The organism is Streptomyces sp. NPDC048484 (assembly GCF_040651415.1).
GTDB lineage: Bacteria > Actinomycetota > Actinomycetes > Streptomycetales > Streptomycetaceae > Streptomyces.
Map to the genome: position 1 here is coordinate 47,133 of NZ_JBEZJY010000032.1, position 16,904 is coordinate 64,036.

The 16,904-nt window shown below is 71.4% G+C and carries 15 protein-coding genes; all 15 read right to left on the reverse strand.

Annotation, left to right across the window (positions count from 1 at the left end; all coding sequences use genetic code 11):
- Nucleotides 1-37 precede the first annotated feature (37 nt).
- On the reverse strand, nt 38-1,258 hold the full coding sequence (locus tag AB0D14_RS29170; protein WP_362784855.1) for a cytochrome P450: 1,221 nt from the start codon (nt 1,256-1,258) through the stop codon (nt 38-40).
- A gap of 321 nt (nt 1,259-1,579) precedes the next feature.
- A complete protein-coding gene (locus tag AB0D14_RS29175) occupies nt 1,580-2,245 on the reverse strand; it encodes a response regulator transcription factor (protein WP_362784858.1) in 666 nt (221 codons plus the stop codon).
- The gene (locus AB0D14_RS29180) at nt 2,242-3,621 is read right to left on the reverse strand and encodes a histidine kinase (protein ID WP_362784860.1); all 1,380 of its coding nucleotides are present in this window, start codon (nt 3,619-3,621) and stop codon (nt 2,242-2,244) included. The genes AB0D14_RS29175 and AB0D14_RS29180 overlap by 4 nt, the downstream gene beginning before the upstream one ends.
- 192 nt (nt 3,622-3,813) lie before the next feature.
- Entirely contained in the window at nt 3,814-4,488 is a 675-nt protein-coding gene (locus AB0D14_RS29185; RefSeq protein WP_362784863.1) for a response regulator transcription factor, read from the reverse strand.
- Entirely contained in the window at nt 4,485-5,855 is a 1,371-nt protein-coding gene (locus AB0D14_RS29190; RefSeq protein ID WP_362784866.1) for a sensor histidine kinase, read from the reverse strand. Before AB0D14_RS29190 ends, AB0D14_RS29185 begins: the two co-directional genes overlap by 4 nt.
- Nucleotides 5,856-5,865: 10 nt before the next feature.
- On the reverse strand, nt 5,866-7,128 hold the full coding sequence (locus AB0D14_RS29195; RefSeq protein ID WP_362785048.1) for an acyltransferase: 1,263 nt from the start codon (nt 7,126-7,128) through the stop codon (nt 5,866-5,868).
- Between the two features lie 130 nt (nt 7,129-7,258).
- Nucleotides 7,259-8,239 (reverse strand): alpha/beta hydrolase, encoded by a 981-nt coding sequence (locus AB0D14_RS29200; protein WP_362784868.1) that lies wholly within the window; start codon nt 8,237-8,239, stop codon nt 7,259-7,261.
- A gap of 318 nt (nt 8,240-8,557) precedes the next feature.
- Entirely contained in the window at nt 8,558-9,424 is an 867-nt protein-coding gene (locus tag AB0D14_RS29205; protein WP_362784871.1) for an alpha/beta hydrolase, read from the reverse strand.
- 233 nt (nt 9,425-9,657) lie between these two features.
- Nucleotides 9,658-11,007, reverse strand: a complete 1,350-nt coding sequence (locus AB0D14_RS29210; RefSeq protein WP_362784874.1) for an aminotransferase class V-fold PLP-dependent enzyme — start codon at nt 11,005-11,007, stop codon at nt 9,658-9,660.
- Complete coding sequence (locus AB0D14_RS29215) at nt 11,000-11,875, reverse strand: tryptophan 2,3-dioxygenase family protein (RefSeq protein ID WP_362784876.1); 876 nt, start codon at nt 11,873-11,875, stop codon at nt 11,000-11,002. The genes AB0D14_RS29210 and AB0D14_RS29215 overlap by 8 nt, the downstream gene beginning before the upstream one ends.
- Before the next feature lie 164 nt (nt 11,876-12,039).
- Nucleotides 12,040-12,453, reverse strand: a complete 414-nt coding sequence (locus AB0D14_RS29220; protein ID WP_362784879.1) for a DUF3151 domain-containing protein — start codon at nt 12,451-12,453, stop codon at nt 12,040-12,042.
- Nucleotides 12,454-12,616: 163 nt separating this feature from the next.
- Nucleotides 12,617-14,179: an MFS transporter gene (locus AB0D14_RS29225; protein WP_362784881.1), complete on the reverse strand. Its 1,563-nt coding sequence runs from the start codon at nt 14,177-14,179 to the stop codon at nt 12,617-12,619.
- Nucleotides 14,180-14,292: 113 nt separating this feature from the next.
- Entirely contained in the window at nt 14,293-15,315 is a 1,023-nt protein-coding gene (gene fbaA, locus AB0D14_RS29230) for a class II fructose-bisphosphate aldolase (RefSeq protein WP_362784884.1), read from the reverse strand.
- A 164-nt stretch (nt 15,316-15,479) separates the two neighbouring features.
- The gene (gene pyrE / locus AB0D14_RS29235; RefSeq protein WP_362784887.1) at nt 15,480-16,028 is read right to left on the reverse strand and encodes an orotate phosphoribosyltransferase; all 549 of its coding nucleotides are present in this window, start codon (nt 16,026-16,028) and stop codon (nt 15,480-15,482) included.
- Between the two features lie 10 nt (nt 16,029-16,038).
- On the reverse strand, nt 16,039-16,890 hold the full coding sequence (locus AB0D14_RS29240; protein ID WP_362784890.1) for an aldose 1-epimerase: 852 nt from the start codon (nt 16,888-16,890) through the stop codon (nt 16,039-16,041).
- Nucleotides 16,891-16,904: the final 14 nt, after the last annotated feature.

The window sequence follows — 16,904 nt, forward strand, 5'->3', positions numbered from 1 at the left end:
GGGACGCGTCACAGCCCCCGGGCCGGCCGTCGCACCGTCACATCTCGACCAGCAGGCCCTCCAACCCCCGGATCACGAAGTTCGGCTTCCGCCGGGGCTCGGCCAGGAGCCGGAGCGAAGGAGCCTGTTCCAACAACGCCCCCATGGACGCCGCGAGTTCGATACGGGCAAGCGGCGCCCCGATGCAGTAGTGGATACCCGCGCTGAAGGAGATGTGCGGATTCTCGGCCCGGGAGAGGTCCAGCTCTCCCGGCCGGTCGAAAACCGCCGGATCATGGTTGGCGGACCCGAAGAGCAACGCCACCTCGCTCCCCCGCGGAATCACCGTCCCGTCGATCTCGATCTCGTCCAGCACCCACCGCTCGAACAGTTGCAGCGGGGTGTCGTACCGCATCAGCTCCTCCACCGCCGTCCCCACGAGACCCCGGTCCGCTCGCAGCGCCGCCAGCTGGCCGGGGTTACGGAACAACGCCCACCACCCGTTCACCGTGGCGTTCACCGTCGCCTCGTGGCCCGCGTTCAGCAGCAGGACACACGTCGAGATCATCTCCTGCTCACTGAGCCGGTCCCCCTCGTCGTGCGCCGCGATCAGCCCCGAGATCAGGTCGTCCGCGGGCTCCTTGCGCCGTACGGCGATCAACTCCCGCAGGAACTCGGTGAACTCGACCGACGCCCGTACCGCCTTCGCCGCCGTCTCCTGAGACGGACTCAGCTCGTACATCCCGCAGATGTCCGCCGACCAGGGCCGCAACTGCGCCCGCTCGGACTCCGGGATCCCCAGCATCTCCGCGATGACCGCCACCGGGAGGGGCTCGGCGACGACCGTCAGCAGGTCGCCGCCGCCTTCCGCGACCAGTTCGCCGACCAGCTCGGACGCCAGCCGGTCCACGTACGGCCGCAGCCGCTCAACCGTCCTCGGTGTGAACGCCTTCGACACCAGTCGCCTGATCCGTGTGTGGTCCGGCGGTTCCAGGTCGAGCATGCCGTGGTCGTTCAGCACGTGGAACGGCTCGTGCTCGGCCGGGGGTGCGGTGCGGCCGAAGTCCTCGTGCGTGAAGCGGTGCTGGTACGTCCGGCCCAGGCGTCGGTCCCTCAGCAGGGCCGACACGTCCGCGTGGTGCGGGACCAGCCACTGGCTGGTGGGTTCGTAGTGGTGCACCCGGCCCCGGGCACGCAGCTCGGTGTACGCGGGGTAGGGGTCGGCCACGAAGGCCTGGTCCCAGGGGTCGAAGGCCTGCGGGGGCTTGATGGCTGCCATGGCCGGACGCTAGCCGGTGGTGTCCCTGTCTGAACAGGGCCGTTCCTCTTTGGCCAGGGCTCCTCCTGGGGGGGCGGGGCCCTGGGGAGGGGCGGGGGCGCCGTTTTCGTCTGCGGGTGCGCTGGGGCTGGTCGCGCAGTTCCCCGCGCCCCTAGGAGAACCGAGGGTGCCCCAGGACTCCAAGGGGGGCGGGGCCCGAGGGAAGGTCGGGGAGCGCCGCTTTCGTCTGCGGGGCCGTTGGGCTGGTCGCGCAGTTCCCCGCGCCCCTGGAAGAACCGGGGGTGCCCCTGGACTTAAGGGGGGCGGGTCTCGGCTGGGGGGTCAGCCTGGGATTACCAGGCGGGCCTCGTAGGCGAAGACTGCGGCTTGGGTGCGGTCTCGGAGGCCCAGTTTCACCAGGGTGCGGCTTACGTGGGTCTTGATGGTGGACTCGGCCACGACCAGGCGGGCTGCTATCTCGGCGTTGGACAAACCCTGGGCGATGAGGACCAGCACCTCGGTCTCCCGCTCGGTCAGTTCTCCGTACGCCGCTTGTGCGGTGGGCGACAGGCTCGGCTCCTGGGACAGCCTCGAGAACTCCGTGATCAGCCGTCTCGTCACCGAAGGGGCCAGCAGGGCCTCGCCGTCCGCCACCACCCGCACTCCGTCCGCGAGCTGCCGGGCCGAGGCGTCTTTGAGGAGGAAGCCCGACGCTCCGGCGCGCAACGCCTGGTAGACGTACTCGTCGAGGTCGAACGTCGTCAGCACGAGCACCTTCGCCGCGCCGCCCGACGCCACGATCTCACGGGTCGCCTCGATGCCGTTCATCTCGGGCATCCGGATGTCCATCAGGACGACGTCCGGACCGAGCTCCCGGACCCGGTCGACGGCCTCGCGGCCGTTGACCGCCTCGCCGACGACCTCGATGTCCGGCATCGCGCCGAGCAGCACCGAGAATCCCTCGCGGATCATCATCTGGTCGTCGGCGATCAGTACCCGAATGGTCATGTCGGGTCCTTTGTCGACGCGGCCGCCGTGACCGGCAGGAAGACCTCGACCTCATAGCCCCCGTCGTCCGTCGCCTCCGCCGTCATCGCCCCGTCCAGCATCGACACCCTCTCCCGCATACCCGTGATGCCGTGCCCGGCACCCGGTGACGGTTTGACCAGTCCGGTCGCCGGGCCGTTCACGATCCGCAGCCCGAGCCCGCCCAGCACATAGCCGACCTCCACCTTGGCCGCGGCGCCCGGCGCGTGGCGCAGGCTGTTGCTCAGCGCCTCCTGGACTATTCGGTAGGCGGACAGCTCGACGCCCTGCGGAAGCTCCCGCACAGCGCCCGTGACCGTCCTGTCCACCTGGAGGCCCGCGTCGCGCACGTTCTCCAAAAGGCGGTCCAGGTCCGCGAGCTTGGGCTGCGGGGCGTCCGGGGCCTCGTAGTCCTCGGCCCATACGACACCGAGGACCCGGCGCAGCTCGGAGAGCGCGATGACCGCGTTCTCCCTGATCACCTTGAACGCGTACGCCAGCTCCGGCGGTGGGTTCTCCACGCGGTAGGGGGCGGCCTCCGCCTGGATGGCGACCACCGACATGTGGTGGGCGACCACGTCGTGCAGCTCTCGGGCGATCGTCGTGCGCTCTTCGAGCAGGGTGCGCTTGGAACGCTCGTGCGCCGTCACCGTCTGCTGGGCGGTCACCTCCTGCTTGGCCGTGCTGCGCACCTGGAACACGGTGACGGCCAGCAGCGCCAGCGCGGAGACGACCAGGAACAGTCCGGTGTTCGACACGTAGTGCCGCTCGCCCAGGATGCCCTCGATGACTATCCCGTACGCCGCGGTCAGCGCCCACATCCACGCGGCCACGCGCGGCCTCGTCCGCAGTGCCACGATCGTGAGCACCACCAGATGGCAGGCGAAGTTCCCGGTGGGCCACGGCCAGTCGCTCCAGTAGCCGGTGAACCACGGCCAGTCGCTCCAGTAGGAGGAGAGCACCGCCGCGAACGGGGTCGCCGCGAGAGACAGCCAGAAGGCGCCGACGGGCCGAACCAGCGTCAGCAGGATCGGGCAGAGCACGAGGGCCGCGCTCACCAGTGCGCCGAAACCGCCATTGTCGTCGTTCGCGTCGGCGGTGATGGCCATCGCCAGTAGTCCGGCCGCCGCCACCAGGGCATGCGGCGTCCAACCCGCGTGCTCCCGCAGGCGCGGGGGCAGCAGCCGTGTCAGAGGGCCGTCCACGCGTATACGGGGCAGCGGGCGGTAGGCGAAGGCGTCGTGGATCAGGTCCTGCCGCAAGCCGCGCAGGGCGTCCAGGGCCAGCCGGAATTCCGGGCTGCGCGGCTGGACCCCGCCCCTCGGTGGCATCGTCTGTGTCTGGGTCGTCTCGGTCACATACGGAACGGTAGGCGGAGGCCGGGGTAGCAGTCGTCACCAGTGAGAAGGGTCGTTCGGCCTCCCTCTCAGGTACTTCGGCCTCCCTCTCAGGTACTACGGGTATGCCCGGCGGCCACACCGCGAGTGACCGCTGGGCGCGAAGCAGGCGAAGCAGGCGAAGCAGGCGAAGCAGGCGATGAAGGAGTCGCGTCAGTAGCCACTGGGACGCACCAACCCGCATTCGTACGCGAACACCGCCGCCTGGGTGCGGTCCCGCAGACCCAACTTCACGAGGATGCGGCCCACATGGGTCTTCACGGTCTGCTCGGCGACGAACAGCCGCTCGGCGATCTCCGCGTTCGACAGGCCCTGCGCGATCAGAGCGAGGACCTCCGTCTCGCGCTCGGTCAGCTCGCCGACGCGCTGCTTGAGCGGGGCACGGCGTGCGGAGCCCAGCCGGGAGAACTCGGCGATGAGACGACGGGTGATCCCCGGCGCGAGCAGCGCGTCCCCCGCGGCCACGATCCTGACCGCCTCCGCCAGCTGGTCGGCCGACGCGTCCTTGAGCAGGAACCCGGAGGCACCCGCGCGCAGCGCGTCGTACACGTACTCGTCGAGGTCGAAGGTGGTCAGCACCAGGACTCTGATCTGCGGGGTCTCCGCGGTGATGCGGCCGGTGGCCTCGATGCCGCCCAGCTCGGGCATGCGGATGTCCATCAGGACGACGTCCGGGGCGAGTTCGGCAACCTTCGCGATCGCGTCCAGGCCGTCGACCGCCTGGCCGACCACCTCGATGTCGGGCTGGGTGTTGAGCAGCACCGTGAAGCCCTGCCGGACCATCTGCTGGTCGTCGGCGATGAGTACGCGGATGCTGCCAGCCGTCATGAGGTGTCTCCGGTGGGGTTCGTGGGACCTGGGGAGTCGTCGGGAGGGAGGCCGTCGGCAGCGGCGGTGCCGGCGCGAGGGAGGAACGCCGCCACCGTGAAGCCGCCGCAGGAGGTCTCCGTGGCCATGAGCGTGCCACCGAGCATCATCGCCCGTTCCCGCATCCCGAGCAGACCGTGGCCCGCGCCCGGAGTGGGCGGGGCGGGGCCTGTCGGCGCGGAGTTGATGACCCGGATCTGCAGGCCGCGCGGGAAGTGCGTGAGCTCCACCCGCACCACGGAACCGGGCGCGTGCCGCAACGCGTTGCTCAGCGCCTCCTGGACGATCCGGTACGCGGACAGCTCCACGCCGGGAGGCAGCGGAAGCCGTTCGCCGCTGATCTCCGTGGTCACCGTCAGCCCGGCGGCACGGGTGTTCTCGACCAGGACGCCGAGGCGGTCGAGGGTGGGCTGTGGGGCGTGGGGGGCCGCGCCGGTGCCGGGGGCGCCGAGCCCGTACGGCCCGTACGGGTCCTCGGGGTTCTCCGAACGCAGCACTCCGAGGACTCTGCGCAGTTCGGTGAGTGCCTCCAGGGCGTTCTGCCGGATGCCGTCGAGGTTCTCCTTCAGCTCGTCGGAGGGGTTCTCCACCAGGTGCGGGGCGACCTGAGCCTGGATGGAGATGACCGACATGTGGTGGGCGACCACGTCATGCAGCTCGCGCGCGATGCGATTGCGCTCCTCCAGGAGGGTGCGACGGGAGCGCTCCTCGGCCGTCAGGGACTCCTGCTCGACGAGTTGGGTGCGCGCCTCCCTGCGGCCGCGCACGGCGATACCGAGGAGGACGGCACCGGCGAAGAGCGCCACCGCGAAGACACCGGTCGACGAGTAGTCCGAAGCGCCTATGAGCCCCTGCATGATGTACGTGGCCAGCGCTGTCAGGGCCAGAGCCTGGGCGGCGACGCTCGTGGGAACCCGCAGGGCCAGCAGGAACAGCACCAGCGCGTGCGCGACGATCGCGGCCGGCCCCCACGGCCAGGGGACGTTCGGATCGGCTTGTTCGGCGATCAGTTGGGACCGTGCTCCCATGGCGACCACAACGGTGGCCGTCAGCGAGAGCCACAGCGCCGGAACCGGCCGCCACACCGCCACCGCCAGCGCCGCGCCCTGTGCCAACGAGCACAGCAGGCTGTAGCCCACGCCTTGGCGGTAACTGTCGGTCATCAGGTCGGCGTTGACGGGCGTGATGACGATCGCGACCAGGACCACCAGCCCGTGCGGCAGCCAGCGCAGCCACACCGAGGGCGGAAGCGGGTCCGCCCTGCCGGTCCACAGGCCGTCGCGCAGCACCCTCAGTCCACGAGTCAGCCTCTTCTCGACCGCGCTCATCCGCACCACCCTAGACATGGCGCACCATCTCGTCCCTCTCCCTTTCCGGTCGTCCCCGCCCGGCCCGCACCACCCGGGAGATCTCCTCGGCGCGCGGGCGACCGGCCCTGTGATGACCGGCCCTGTGATGACCGCCGCTGTGGTGACTGCCCGTCTCGCGAGCGTCCCTCTCGCGAGCGCCCTTCTTGCGACCGTATTTCTTGCGACCGTCTTTCTCGTAGCGGTGGAACGCAGCCCAGCAGACCATGAGCGCCACGGCGAGGACCGGTAGCCAGGCCACTCGGCAGGCCACCCACGTGAGGCCGTCGGGGGCCGTGTGCAGGCCGGGGAGCCTGCCCGCGAGGCGGGTCGTCGCGGTGACCGCCATCAGCGCCGTCTGGTGCCACAGGAAGATCGTCATCGCGGAGAGGTTGACGAGCGCCACGCCCGCCCAGAGCACCGGCCGTCGCATCGCCCGCCGCAGCGGCCCCCGCAGGAGCAGGGCGAGACCGCACTGGGCCGTGCCGAAGACCACGGCGGCCAGGGTCGGCGGGTTGAGGTTGGAGACGCCGGCGCCCGGGACCCCCACCATCGACGCCGGATAGCCGCCCCACGCGACCAGCGCCGCCGTCACCACCGCACCTACCGTCAGGAGCACCCAGCCGGAACGCCGGGTCAGCTCGCCCCGGGTCCAGGCCGCGCCCAGGGTGAACGGCACCAGCCAGCCCGCCGCCACGTTCACCCAGCCCAGCCAGGACGGGCCGCCGAGTCCGAACCGGATCAGATCCACATGGAGGACGACGGCCAGCGGCCACAGCGGATTGACCCGGGTCACCAGCGGGGTCAGCACCGTCAGCCCGGCGAAGACCAGCAGGAACCACAGCGGTGACATGACCAGCTTCAGCAGGGCATGAACGGTGCCCATGTCCGCGCCCGTCACGAGCAGTCCGGCCGTGGCCACGGTCCACAGTCCGAGCACGGCGGCCACCGGCTTGAAGAGGCGGGAGAGCCGCGTACCCAGCCACCGTCCGTACGTCGTGCCGCGCGCCCGCGCCGATGCGTAGCTCTTGGTCGCCACGTGCCCGCCCACCAGGAAGAACACGGCCAGCGTCTGGAAGACCCACGAGATGGGCGCCAGCCACGGCATGTGCGCCAGCGGGCTCGACGTGTGCAGGGTGCCGCCGTCGGCGACCAGGGCGGTGACGAGCCAGTGGCCCAGCACGACGCCGAGTATGGCGAAGGCGCGCAGGGCGTCGACGCTGCGGTCCCGGTCGGCGGGCGTCGCCGCGTCGATCCGCTCGGCGCCGGCGAAGGCACCGGCACCGGCGCCGGCAGCAGCCCTGGCGACAGCACCGGCGAGAGCAGCAGGGACAGTAGTAGTGACAGCAGCAGTGACAGCGCCTGCGCCGAGACGGCGTATGACCTCACGCACGGGTCACCTCCGACGTCCGGCCGAGCACGATTCGGGCGAGGTTGTCCAAGGACTCCGAGCCCGGGCTGAAGTAGTCGCTGTGGCCGCCGTCGCCCGCCGCGAACACCTGGGCGCCGAAGGCCGGGGACACCGGATCGGTGCCGAAACCGACCGACGTGCCGAAGAGGCCGAAGAGGTCGGTCTCGGCGTGCGGGACGTTCGCGATCCAGTCGTCCGCACCGCGGCCGGCCCAGACGCGGGCCTTCGTACGAAGGTCGGCGGCGGACTCCACGCCGGTGCCAGGGCTGCCGAAGAACACGAGGTCGGCGATGTCGAGGCCGTTGGCCGCGCGGGCGCCCACGGCCGTCCCGTACGAGTGGCAGAGCAGGGAGATCCGGGCGTGGGCGTTCAGCGCTCTCAACTCGGCTATGAACGAGCGCAGTTCGGGAGCAGCCTCCTCGGCCCGGCCCATGGTGAGAACCTCGGGGCTGATCGTCCCGGGCGTCTCGTAGCCGAGCCAGGCGACCACCGCGGCCCGCGTCCCGAGCCGTTGGTGCAGGGCGAGGGCGCCCTCGCGGAAGCGCTCGTAGGTGTCCAGGCTCGTGTCGGAGCCCGGCACCAGGACCGCGACCCGGTCGGCCTCCGCCAGGTCGCCGAGGATCTCGACGGCACGGCCGGAACCGCGGGCGTCGAAGGAGAGGTAGTGACGGGACGGGTCCGCCATGGCGCGGACGGCGGACGCACGGTCGTGGTCGCCGTGGTCCGCGGCCATGAGGGAGGCCTCGGCGGCGTTCGCCCGGTTCGCCGCGTACGCCCTGTCCAGGGTGGTCGCGGTGACCGTGCCGACGCGGGCCGGGGCGGGAGCCGGTATCTCCGGGTGCGCTGCCGCGGCGGAGACCGGAACGACCACGGCGCCCGCGACCAGCGCGGCGAGCAGTCCGCGCCGCAGCCTGCCCCACCCGGCCGACCGCCGCGCCCGACTCGGCATCGGCATCGGTGGCGGTGTTGGTGGCGGCCCCGCCGCCTGCTCTGGTGCCTGCCCTGGTGCCTGTCCTGACGCGTGTCCTGGTACCCAGGCCGACGCGGTCGCCCTCGCCGGAGGCTGCTCCGCCCTCCCCCACATCCCCATGACTCGTCCCCGCCCCCGTCCAGGGCGCCCGACCACCGGGCGTCTCTGGAAAGGAAGTTACGAATCCGGGCTCGTGGTCGGCGTCCCCCCAGGGAACTCACCTGCGAAGTGGCTCTCAGGTATTACGGGTATCACCGGGAGGGGTCAGCGGCGGCCCGCCCCTCGGCGGGCTCCGCCTCCGCCCTACCAGGCCAGTTGTGCGATCTCCTCCGCCACCACCGCGCACGCGTCCGCCGCCGGGTCGATCAGCGGGAAGTGCCCCACGCCCTCCAGGAGCGTCAGCCCCACCACCTCGCCGGCCTTCGCCGCCGCGTCCGCGTACGCCTCGGCGACCTCCTGCGGCACGACGACGTCGGTCCTGCCCTGCACCAGCGTCGTGGCGATCCCCGTCGGGAGGAGCAGGGCCGGGTCGGCGTACGGCAGCCGTTCCTTGAACTTCGCCTCGCCTCCCAGGAGTTGGAGTGCGGCTCCGGAGCAGACGTCCAGCTTCTCCGCGACTGTGAAGTCGGCGATCGGGGCGAGCGCCACGACACCGCGCAGCGGGACGGGCCGGTTCAGGTGCCAGGGCGCGTCGGCCGGCAGCAGATGACGGGCGGCGGCCCAGAGGGCGAGCTGGCCGCCCGCCGAGTGGCCGGTGACCACAGTGCGGCGCGCGTCCGCCCCCGGCAACGCCTCCCGCACGAGCCCGGGCATCGCGTCGAGCGCGGCCGCGACATCGTCGAAGGTGTCGGGCCAGCGCCCCGCGACGGGACCCGTTCCGCCCTGCGCCGGGATCGTGCCGCCGCGCCGGTACTCGACGTTGGCCACGGCGAAGCCCCGCCGGGCGAGGAAGTCAGCGAACGGGGTGATGTGCCGTCGGTCGTACAGGGCCCGCCAGGCACCGCCGTGCAGGACGACGACGAGCGGGGCCGACTCCTCGCCGCCGCGCGGCGCGTAGAAGTCGACGACCTGGTCGGGGTGGTCGCCGTACGCGGCGGTGGCGTCGGGGTCGACGGGCGGATGTGAGAAGGCCGACTCCTCCTCCGCGGCGTCGCGGGCGTCGTCCGGCATGCTCCAACCTCTCAGCGGTGCGGTTTTGGTGCGTTCTCCGGGCCCGTGAGCTACCGGGTCCGTGAGTTGTGCCCATGAGCCTTGCCCGTGAGCCTTGCCCATGAGCTATGGGAGCTCCCGGCCAACGTGCTGCGGGGCGCGGGTCGTTGGCGGGACGCTATCAGGCCGATGACGTGCGCCTACACAGCGCCGTAACGCTCGGTGAAGGCCGAACGGGCCGAACGGGCTCGTCCTCAAACGCCGGGCGGGCTGTGAGGCACCATCTCTCCCAGTGCCCTCGCCGCCCTCTCCACGTCCGCGAAACCCACGTACAGCGGGGCGAAGCCGAAGCGCAGGATGTCCGGTTCCCGGAAGTCGCCGATCACGCCTCGTTCGATCAAGCGGCCCATCACCTCGCCCGCTTCGTCACATCGCAGCGCGACCTGGCTGCCCCGTTCCGCGTGGGCCGACGGGGTCACCGACTCCACGGCGCCCCCGGGCACGTAGGTCTCGACGCACTGCAGGAAGAAGTCCGTCAGGGCGAGGGACTTGGCGCGGACCGCCTCGATCGAGACGCCCTCCCAGACCTCCAGGGCCGCCTCCAGAGCGAGCATGGAGAGGATGTCGGGGGTGCCGACCCGGCCGCGGAGGGCGCCGGGGGCCGGGGTGTAGTCCGGGGCCATGCCGAAGGGGTCGGCGTGGGAGTTCCAGCCCGGCAGCGGTGAGTCGAAGCGGGGCTGGTGGTCCCGGCGGACGTAGAGGTACGCCGGTGAACCAGGGCCGCCGTTCAGGTACTTGTAGGTGCAGCCGACCGCCAGGTCCACGCCGTGTTCGTCGAGGCCCACCGGCAGGGCGCCCGCGCTGTGGCAGAGGTCCCAGACCGACACGGCACCCGCCGCGTGGATCGCCGCCGTGAGGGACGGCAGGTCGTACAGGCGGCCCGTGCGGTAGTCGACGTGGTTCAGCAGGACCGCCGCCGTACGCTCACTCAGCGCGTCCGGCACCTCGTCGGGCGCCACCGGGCGCAGCGTGCAGCCCGTGAGCCGGGCCGCCGACGCGGCGATGTAGCCGTCCGTGGGGAACGTCGTCGCGTCGACCAGGACCTCGTCCCGGACGCCCGGACCCCCGCCGCCGTCTCGCCGCTCACCCGAGCCGCTCCCCTCGCCCGGGCCACGCGAGCCGTTCGGGTCGCCCGGGCCGCCCGAACCGCCCGGACCGTTCGGACCGCCCGGGCCGTTCGCGAGTCGTACCGCGCCCACGACCGCCTTGAACACGTTCACACTGGTCGAGTCGCCGACGACGATCTGTCCCGCCGCCGCGCCCACCAGCGGCGCGATCCGGTCGCCGATCCGCTCCGGCGCCGTCCACCAGCCGCTCTCTTCCCAGGACCGGATCCGCAGCGAACCCCACTGCCGGCGCACGACGTCCTCGACCCGGCCGGGCACCGAGTGCGGCAGCGCGCCGAGCGAGTTCCCGTCCAGGTACACCGTGTCGTCCAGGACGAACCGCAGACGCAGCTTGCCCAGTTCGTCCACGGCGTCCAGCGCCGCCGCCCTGCCCTCAAGTGATTCGTTCTCAAGTGATTCGTTGAACGGCTCAGACATGGGACCTTGCCGTCCACAGCTCGGGGAACACGTTCTTCTGGGCCCGCTTCTCCAGCCAGGCCACTCCGGCCGAGCCGCCGGTGCCCGTCTTGGAGCCCATCGCGCGCCGGGTGGCGACGAGGTGGTCGTTGCGCCAGCGCCACACGAGTTCGGCGACATCGGTCAACGCCTCGCCGAGCCGGGCGAGTTCGGAGCTCTCGTCGCCGGCGTACAGGTCCGTCCACACGGCCTCGACCGCGGGCGACGGCTCGTAGCGCCCGGACACGTCCCGCTGGACGACCGACGACGGAACGGCGTACCCGCGCCGCGCGAGCAGCCGCAGCACCTCGTCGTACAGGCTCGGTTCGTGCAGGGCCTTCTCCAGCTCGGCGTGGACCCGGGGCGCGCCCCGGTGCGGCACGAGCATGGACGCGGACTTGTCGCCGAGCAGGAACTCCATCCGCCGGTACATGGCCGACTGGAAACCGGAGCCCTCACCGAGAGCGCTGCGGTACGAGTTGAACTGGGCCGGAGTGAGCTGGCCGAGGGGCTTCCAGGAGGCGTTCAGCGCCTCCAGCTCCCGTACCGACCGCTTCAGGGCCGCCACCGCGACCGGCACCCGCTCCTCGCGCAGCGCCTTCGCCGCGGTCTCCCACTCGTGCACTATGACGGTGAACCACAGCTCCATGACCTGGGTGGTCACCAGGAAGACCATCTCTCCGGGGTCGTCGGAGAGGGTGTGCTGGAGGTGGGTCAGGACGTCCGCCTGGACATAGTCCTCGTACGGAGTCGTCCCTTGGAAGTCGAGATGCGGGGTCTCGGGCTCCGAAGCCGTCTCGTGCGCCTTGTGCGCATCTTGCGCCTCGTGGGACTGAGCCTGTTGGGACATCGCTGTCTCCTGCTGTACTCCAGGTAGCGGTCCGCCCCTGCCGAATTCCGACACGGGGGCCCCGGTCCCCAACCGGCATCCTCCACAATCGTGCCCCAGAACCGCAAGGTCCGCCTGGTCACACCAGGCGGACCTGCGCATACGCCCCCTCGGGGCCGGCTGGGCTAGCCCAGGGTCTGGGCCGCAGCCGGGGAGGAGTCCTTCAGGAACTGCGCGCAGCGCTCGTACTCCGCCTGCTCGCCGATCGCCTGCGCGGCACGGGCGAGTCCGTGCAGGGCGCGCAGGAAGCCGCGGTTCGGCTCGTGGTCCCACGGCACCGGGCCGTGTCCCTTCCAGCCGCCCCGCCGCAGGGAGTCGAGGCCCCGGTGGTAGCCGGTACGGGCGTACGCGTACGACTCGACGACGCTGCCGCGCTCGTACGCCTCGTCGGCCAGTTGCGCCCACGCGAGCGAGGAAGTCGGGTACTTCGCGGCGACATCGGCGGGCGCCGTGCCGTTCGCGAGGAGCTCGCGCGGCTCCGGGTCGTCGGGCAGGTGGGTCGGGGGCGGTCCCCCGAGGAGGTTCTCGTGAATGGCCATGGGTTCCAGTTTGCGCTATCCACCGACGCGGGCGCTCCGGGATCCGCGGGCGGGACTCCCTTTCTCCGACTTTCTCCGAAAAGGTCCCCGCAACCGCTGCCGGAAAGTGCCCCGAACCGGCTCCGACCACTCCCTCTGCTCCCTCCGCCCCCGGCCGCCCCGCCTACTCCCCCTGCCCTGCCTGCCCCGGCTGCCCCGGCTGCCCCGGCTGCCCCGGCTGCTCAAGCCGCCCGCGTGAGCGGTTCGGTTCCAGCGGTGGGGTCGTCACACTGCCGTGTGTGAGGCATTCCGGGCGCAGACAGCCCGGCGGCGGCTTGCGTACGGTCACGAAGGCGATCACCGCGCCCACGGCCAGGATGCCCGCACACAGCGGCATGGCCCGCCGGAACGCGTCGTCGAAGGCGTCCGCCGACCGGTACGCCCCCTCGCCCATCCCGGCCAGCAGCGGCAGCGCGGCCACCGCGACGAGACCGGCGGCGCGGGCCGCCGCGTTGTTGATGCCGCTGGCGAGCCCCGCCCGGCCGGTGTCCACAGAGGCCAGCACGGTCGCGGTGAGGGGCGCGACGAGCGTCACCATGCCGGCGCCCAGCACCAGGACGGCGGGCAACACGTCGGCCACGTACGAGGCGTCCTCGCCCACTCTCAGCATCAGCAGCATCCCGGTCGCGCACAGCAGCGGGCCCACGGTGAGCGGGATGCGCGGGCCGATGCGCTGGGCCAGTTCGCCCGAGCGGGCCGACAGCAGCAGCATCAGGGCGGTCGTCGGCAGCAGGGCCGTACCGGCGCGGAGGGCCGAGTACCCGGCCACGACCTGGAGCTGGACCGCGGAGAGGAAGAAGAACCCGCCGAAGGCCGCGTACACGCACACGGTGACGAGGTTGACCGCCGTGAACTGGCGCGAGGCGAAGATGTCGAGCGGCATCATCGGGTCGGCCCGCCGTCGTTCCACGGCCACGAAGGCGACGCCCGCCGCGACACCGGCCGCCGCCGTCACCGCCACGACGGGCATCGAGCCGCCGGACGCCTCGATGAGGGCGTACGTCACCAGGGCCAGGGCGAGCGCGCCGAGGGCGGCGCCGAGCACGTCGAAGCCCCGTCCGTGGACCCGGTCGTCCTTCGACTCCGGTACGTGACGCAGGGCGATCGGGGCGCACAGCAGCGCGAGCGGGACGTTCAGGAGGAACACCCAGCGCCAGCCTGGGCCGTCCACCAGCCAGCCGCCCAGGAAGGGGCCGACCGCCGCGCCGATGCCGCCGAAGCCCGACCACAGTCCGACGGCTCTCGCCCGGTCGTCCGGGTGGAACGACGCCTGGATCAGCGCGAGCGAGCCGGGTGTGAGCAGCGCGCCGCCGACCCCCTGCAGAGCGCGGGCCGCGACGAGCACGCCCGCGTCGGGCGCGAGCCCGCACAGCAGGGAGGCCGCCGCGAACCAGACCACGCCGACGACGAACACCTTGCGGCGCCCGAAGCGGTCGCCGAGGGCGCCGCCCAGCAGGATGAGGCCCGCGAGGGTCAGCATGTAGGCGTTGACGGTCCACTGGAGACCTGCCAGGTCCGCGTCGAGGTCACGCCCGATCGTCGGCAGCGCGACGTTCACCACGGTCGAGTCCAGCATCGCCATGCTCGACCCGAGCACCGTGGTCAGCAGGATCCACTTCCCCGAGGGGGACGACATCCTGACGGCCGGTGCCGGAGACTCCTGCGGCGGGGGCGTTGGGGCAGCCATGCCCGGGATCATACGGACATACGGCGGGGCCCGGTCTCCCTGTGGATAACCGGGCCCCGCCGTTGAAATTACTGGCTTGTGGCGCTACTGGCTTGTGGCGCTCGCTGGATCTTCTACTTGATCTTCGTGCCCGTGGAACGCAGGTTGCCGCAGGCCTCGGTGACGCGCGCGGCCATCGAGCCCTCGGCGAGCTTGCCCCAGGTACGGGGGTCGTACGTCTTCTTGTTGCCGACCTCGCCGTCGACCTTCAGGACGCCGTCGTAGTTGCGGAACATGTGGTCCGCGATCGGGCGCGTGAACGCGTACTGGGTGTCCGTGTCGATGTTCATCTTCACGACACCGTTCTCCAGGGCCGTGCGGATCTCGGCCTCCGAGGAGCCGGAGCCGCCGTGGAAGACGAAGTCGAACGGGGACGGCTTGCTGTACTTCGCCGCCACACCCTCGTTCAGCTCCTTCAGGAGCTCGGGGCGCAGGACGACGTTGCCCGGCTTGTAGACGCCGTGCACGTTGCCGAAGGACGCGGCCAGCAGGTAGCGGCCCTTCTCGCCCAGGCCCAGGGCCTCGGCCGTACGGATCGCGTCGTCGACCGTGGTGTAGAGGTTGTCGTTGATCTCGTGCGAGACACCGTCCTCCTCGCCACCGGTCGGGGTGATCTCGACCTCAAGAATGATCTTCGCGGCGGCGGCGCGGCCCAGCAGCTCCTGGGCGATGGCCAGGTTGTCGGCGAGGGTCTCCGCGGAGCCGTCCCACATGTGGGACTGGAAGAGGGGGTTCTGACCGGCCTTGACGCGCTCCTCGGAGACCGCGATCAGCGGACGTACGTACCCGTCGAGCTTGTCCTTCGGGCAGTGGTCCGTGTGCAGGGCGACGGTGATGTCGTACTTCGTGGCGACGATGTGCGCGAACTCCGCCAGGGCGACGGCACCGGTGACCATGTCCTTGTTGTGCTGGCCGCCCAGGAACTCCGCACCACCGGTGGAGATCTGGATGATGCCGTCGCTCTCGGCCTCCGCGAAGCCGCGGAGCGCAGCGTGCAGGGTCTGCGTCGAGGTCACATTGATGGCCGGGTAGGCGAACTTGCCTGCCTTCGCCCGGTCGAGCATCTCGTTGTAGATCTCGGGGGTTGCGATGGGCATGGTCCGCTCCTTGTATGTGCGGGTGGCGTTCTGCTTACGGCCCTGACCTGGCCCTGACCTAGGGGGCGACGTCGTCGTCGGCCCCATCTTTCCAGACTTGGCCGGATGCTCCGGCCTCGGACCGTGACCGATCTCGGGGGCCGGGACCGATCTCGGGGACCGGGTCAGGCGAGGCCCAGTTCGTCCTTGGAGTACGCGAAGAGATACGGGACGCCGGCGTCCGCCTGGATCTTCTCGGCGGCGCCGGTGGCGCGGTCGACGATGGTCGCCACGCCGACCACCTCCGCGCCGGCCTCACGCACGGCCTCGACGGCGGTGAGCGGGGAACCGCCGGTGGTCGAGGTGTCCTCGACGACCAGGACGCGGCGGCCCCGGATCTCCGGGCCCTCCACGCGGCGCTGCAGGCCGTGCGCCTTCGCCTCCTTGCGGACGACGAAGGCGTCGAGGCGCCGGCCGCGCGCGGCGGAGGCGTGCAGCATGGCCGCGGCGACCGGGTCGGCGCCCATGGTGAGGCCGCCGACCGCGTCGAAGTCCAGGTCCGCCGTCAGGTCGAGGAGCACCTGGCCGACCAGCGGCGCGGCCTCCCCGTCCAGCGTGATCCGTCGCAGGTCGACGTAGTAGTCGGCCTCAAGACCGGAGGAGAGGGTCACCTTGCCGTGCACCACGGCCTTGTCCTTGATCTGCTGCAGCAGCTCGCCGCGTACATCACTCATGCGGGTCAGCTTAGAGGCGGCGCCAGGTCCAGGTGGTCGCGGCTTCGAGGGGTTCGATGGGGGTGACCAGGCGGGGCAGGGTGTTGAGCCCGTTCGGAGGGCCGGTCTGCGGTTCGACGCACACCGCGGCCTCCTGCTCGTCGTACACGACGACCCACTTCTCGCGGCTGGCCACGTTCAGCTCCAGTTGTCCGGGCCAGGTGAGGGTGACGTCGACGCCGTCGGGCATTCCGAAGCAGTCGTCCCAGGGGCTCGGCAGCGGGTCGATACGGCGGCCGGTCGGCAGGTGGTCGTCGCCGCGCTCCTCCTGCCAGGCGGCGGTGAAGTCGACACGCACGTCCTGCGCGCCCTCGCCGCCGAGGTTGCGGTTGAACCAGGGGTGCCAGCCGATCTGCGCCGGGAAGGAGTCGCCGTACGTCTCCACCGACATGGCCAGCGTCAGGGAGTTCTCGGTCAGCGTGACGACCTGGGTGACGCGGCCGGTGTACGGCCAGGGGTCGACGAGGTCGTACGTGATGACGGCCTCGCTGCCACTGCCGTTGCCGTTGCTGCTGCCGCCGCTGCCGCTCTTACGGGCCGTGCGCCAGGCGGCGTCGCGGGCGGTGCCGTGGATGGCGTGCGGTGGGGAGTTGAGGGGCAGCTGGTGGGGGGTGGCGCCGTTCAGGAAATGGCCGTTCCTGGTACGGCCGCACCACGGGACCATGGGGAAGCAGCCGAACTTGTCGCCCTGGCGCAGCAGTTCGACGCCGGCGACCCTCAGTCCGCCGATCCGTCCACCGTTGCCCGGCTGTACGGTCACTTCCACGTCGCCGTCGCCCACGGTGCCGCCGCCGGTGGTCAGCGTGATGTCTTCGTTACTCACGCGGTCGACCCTAC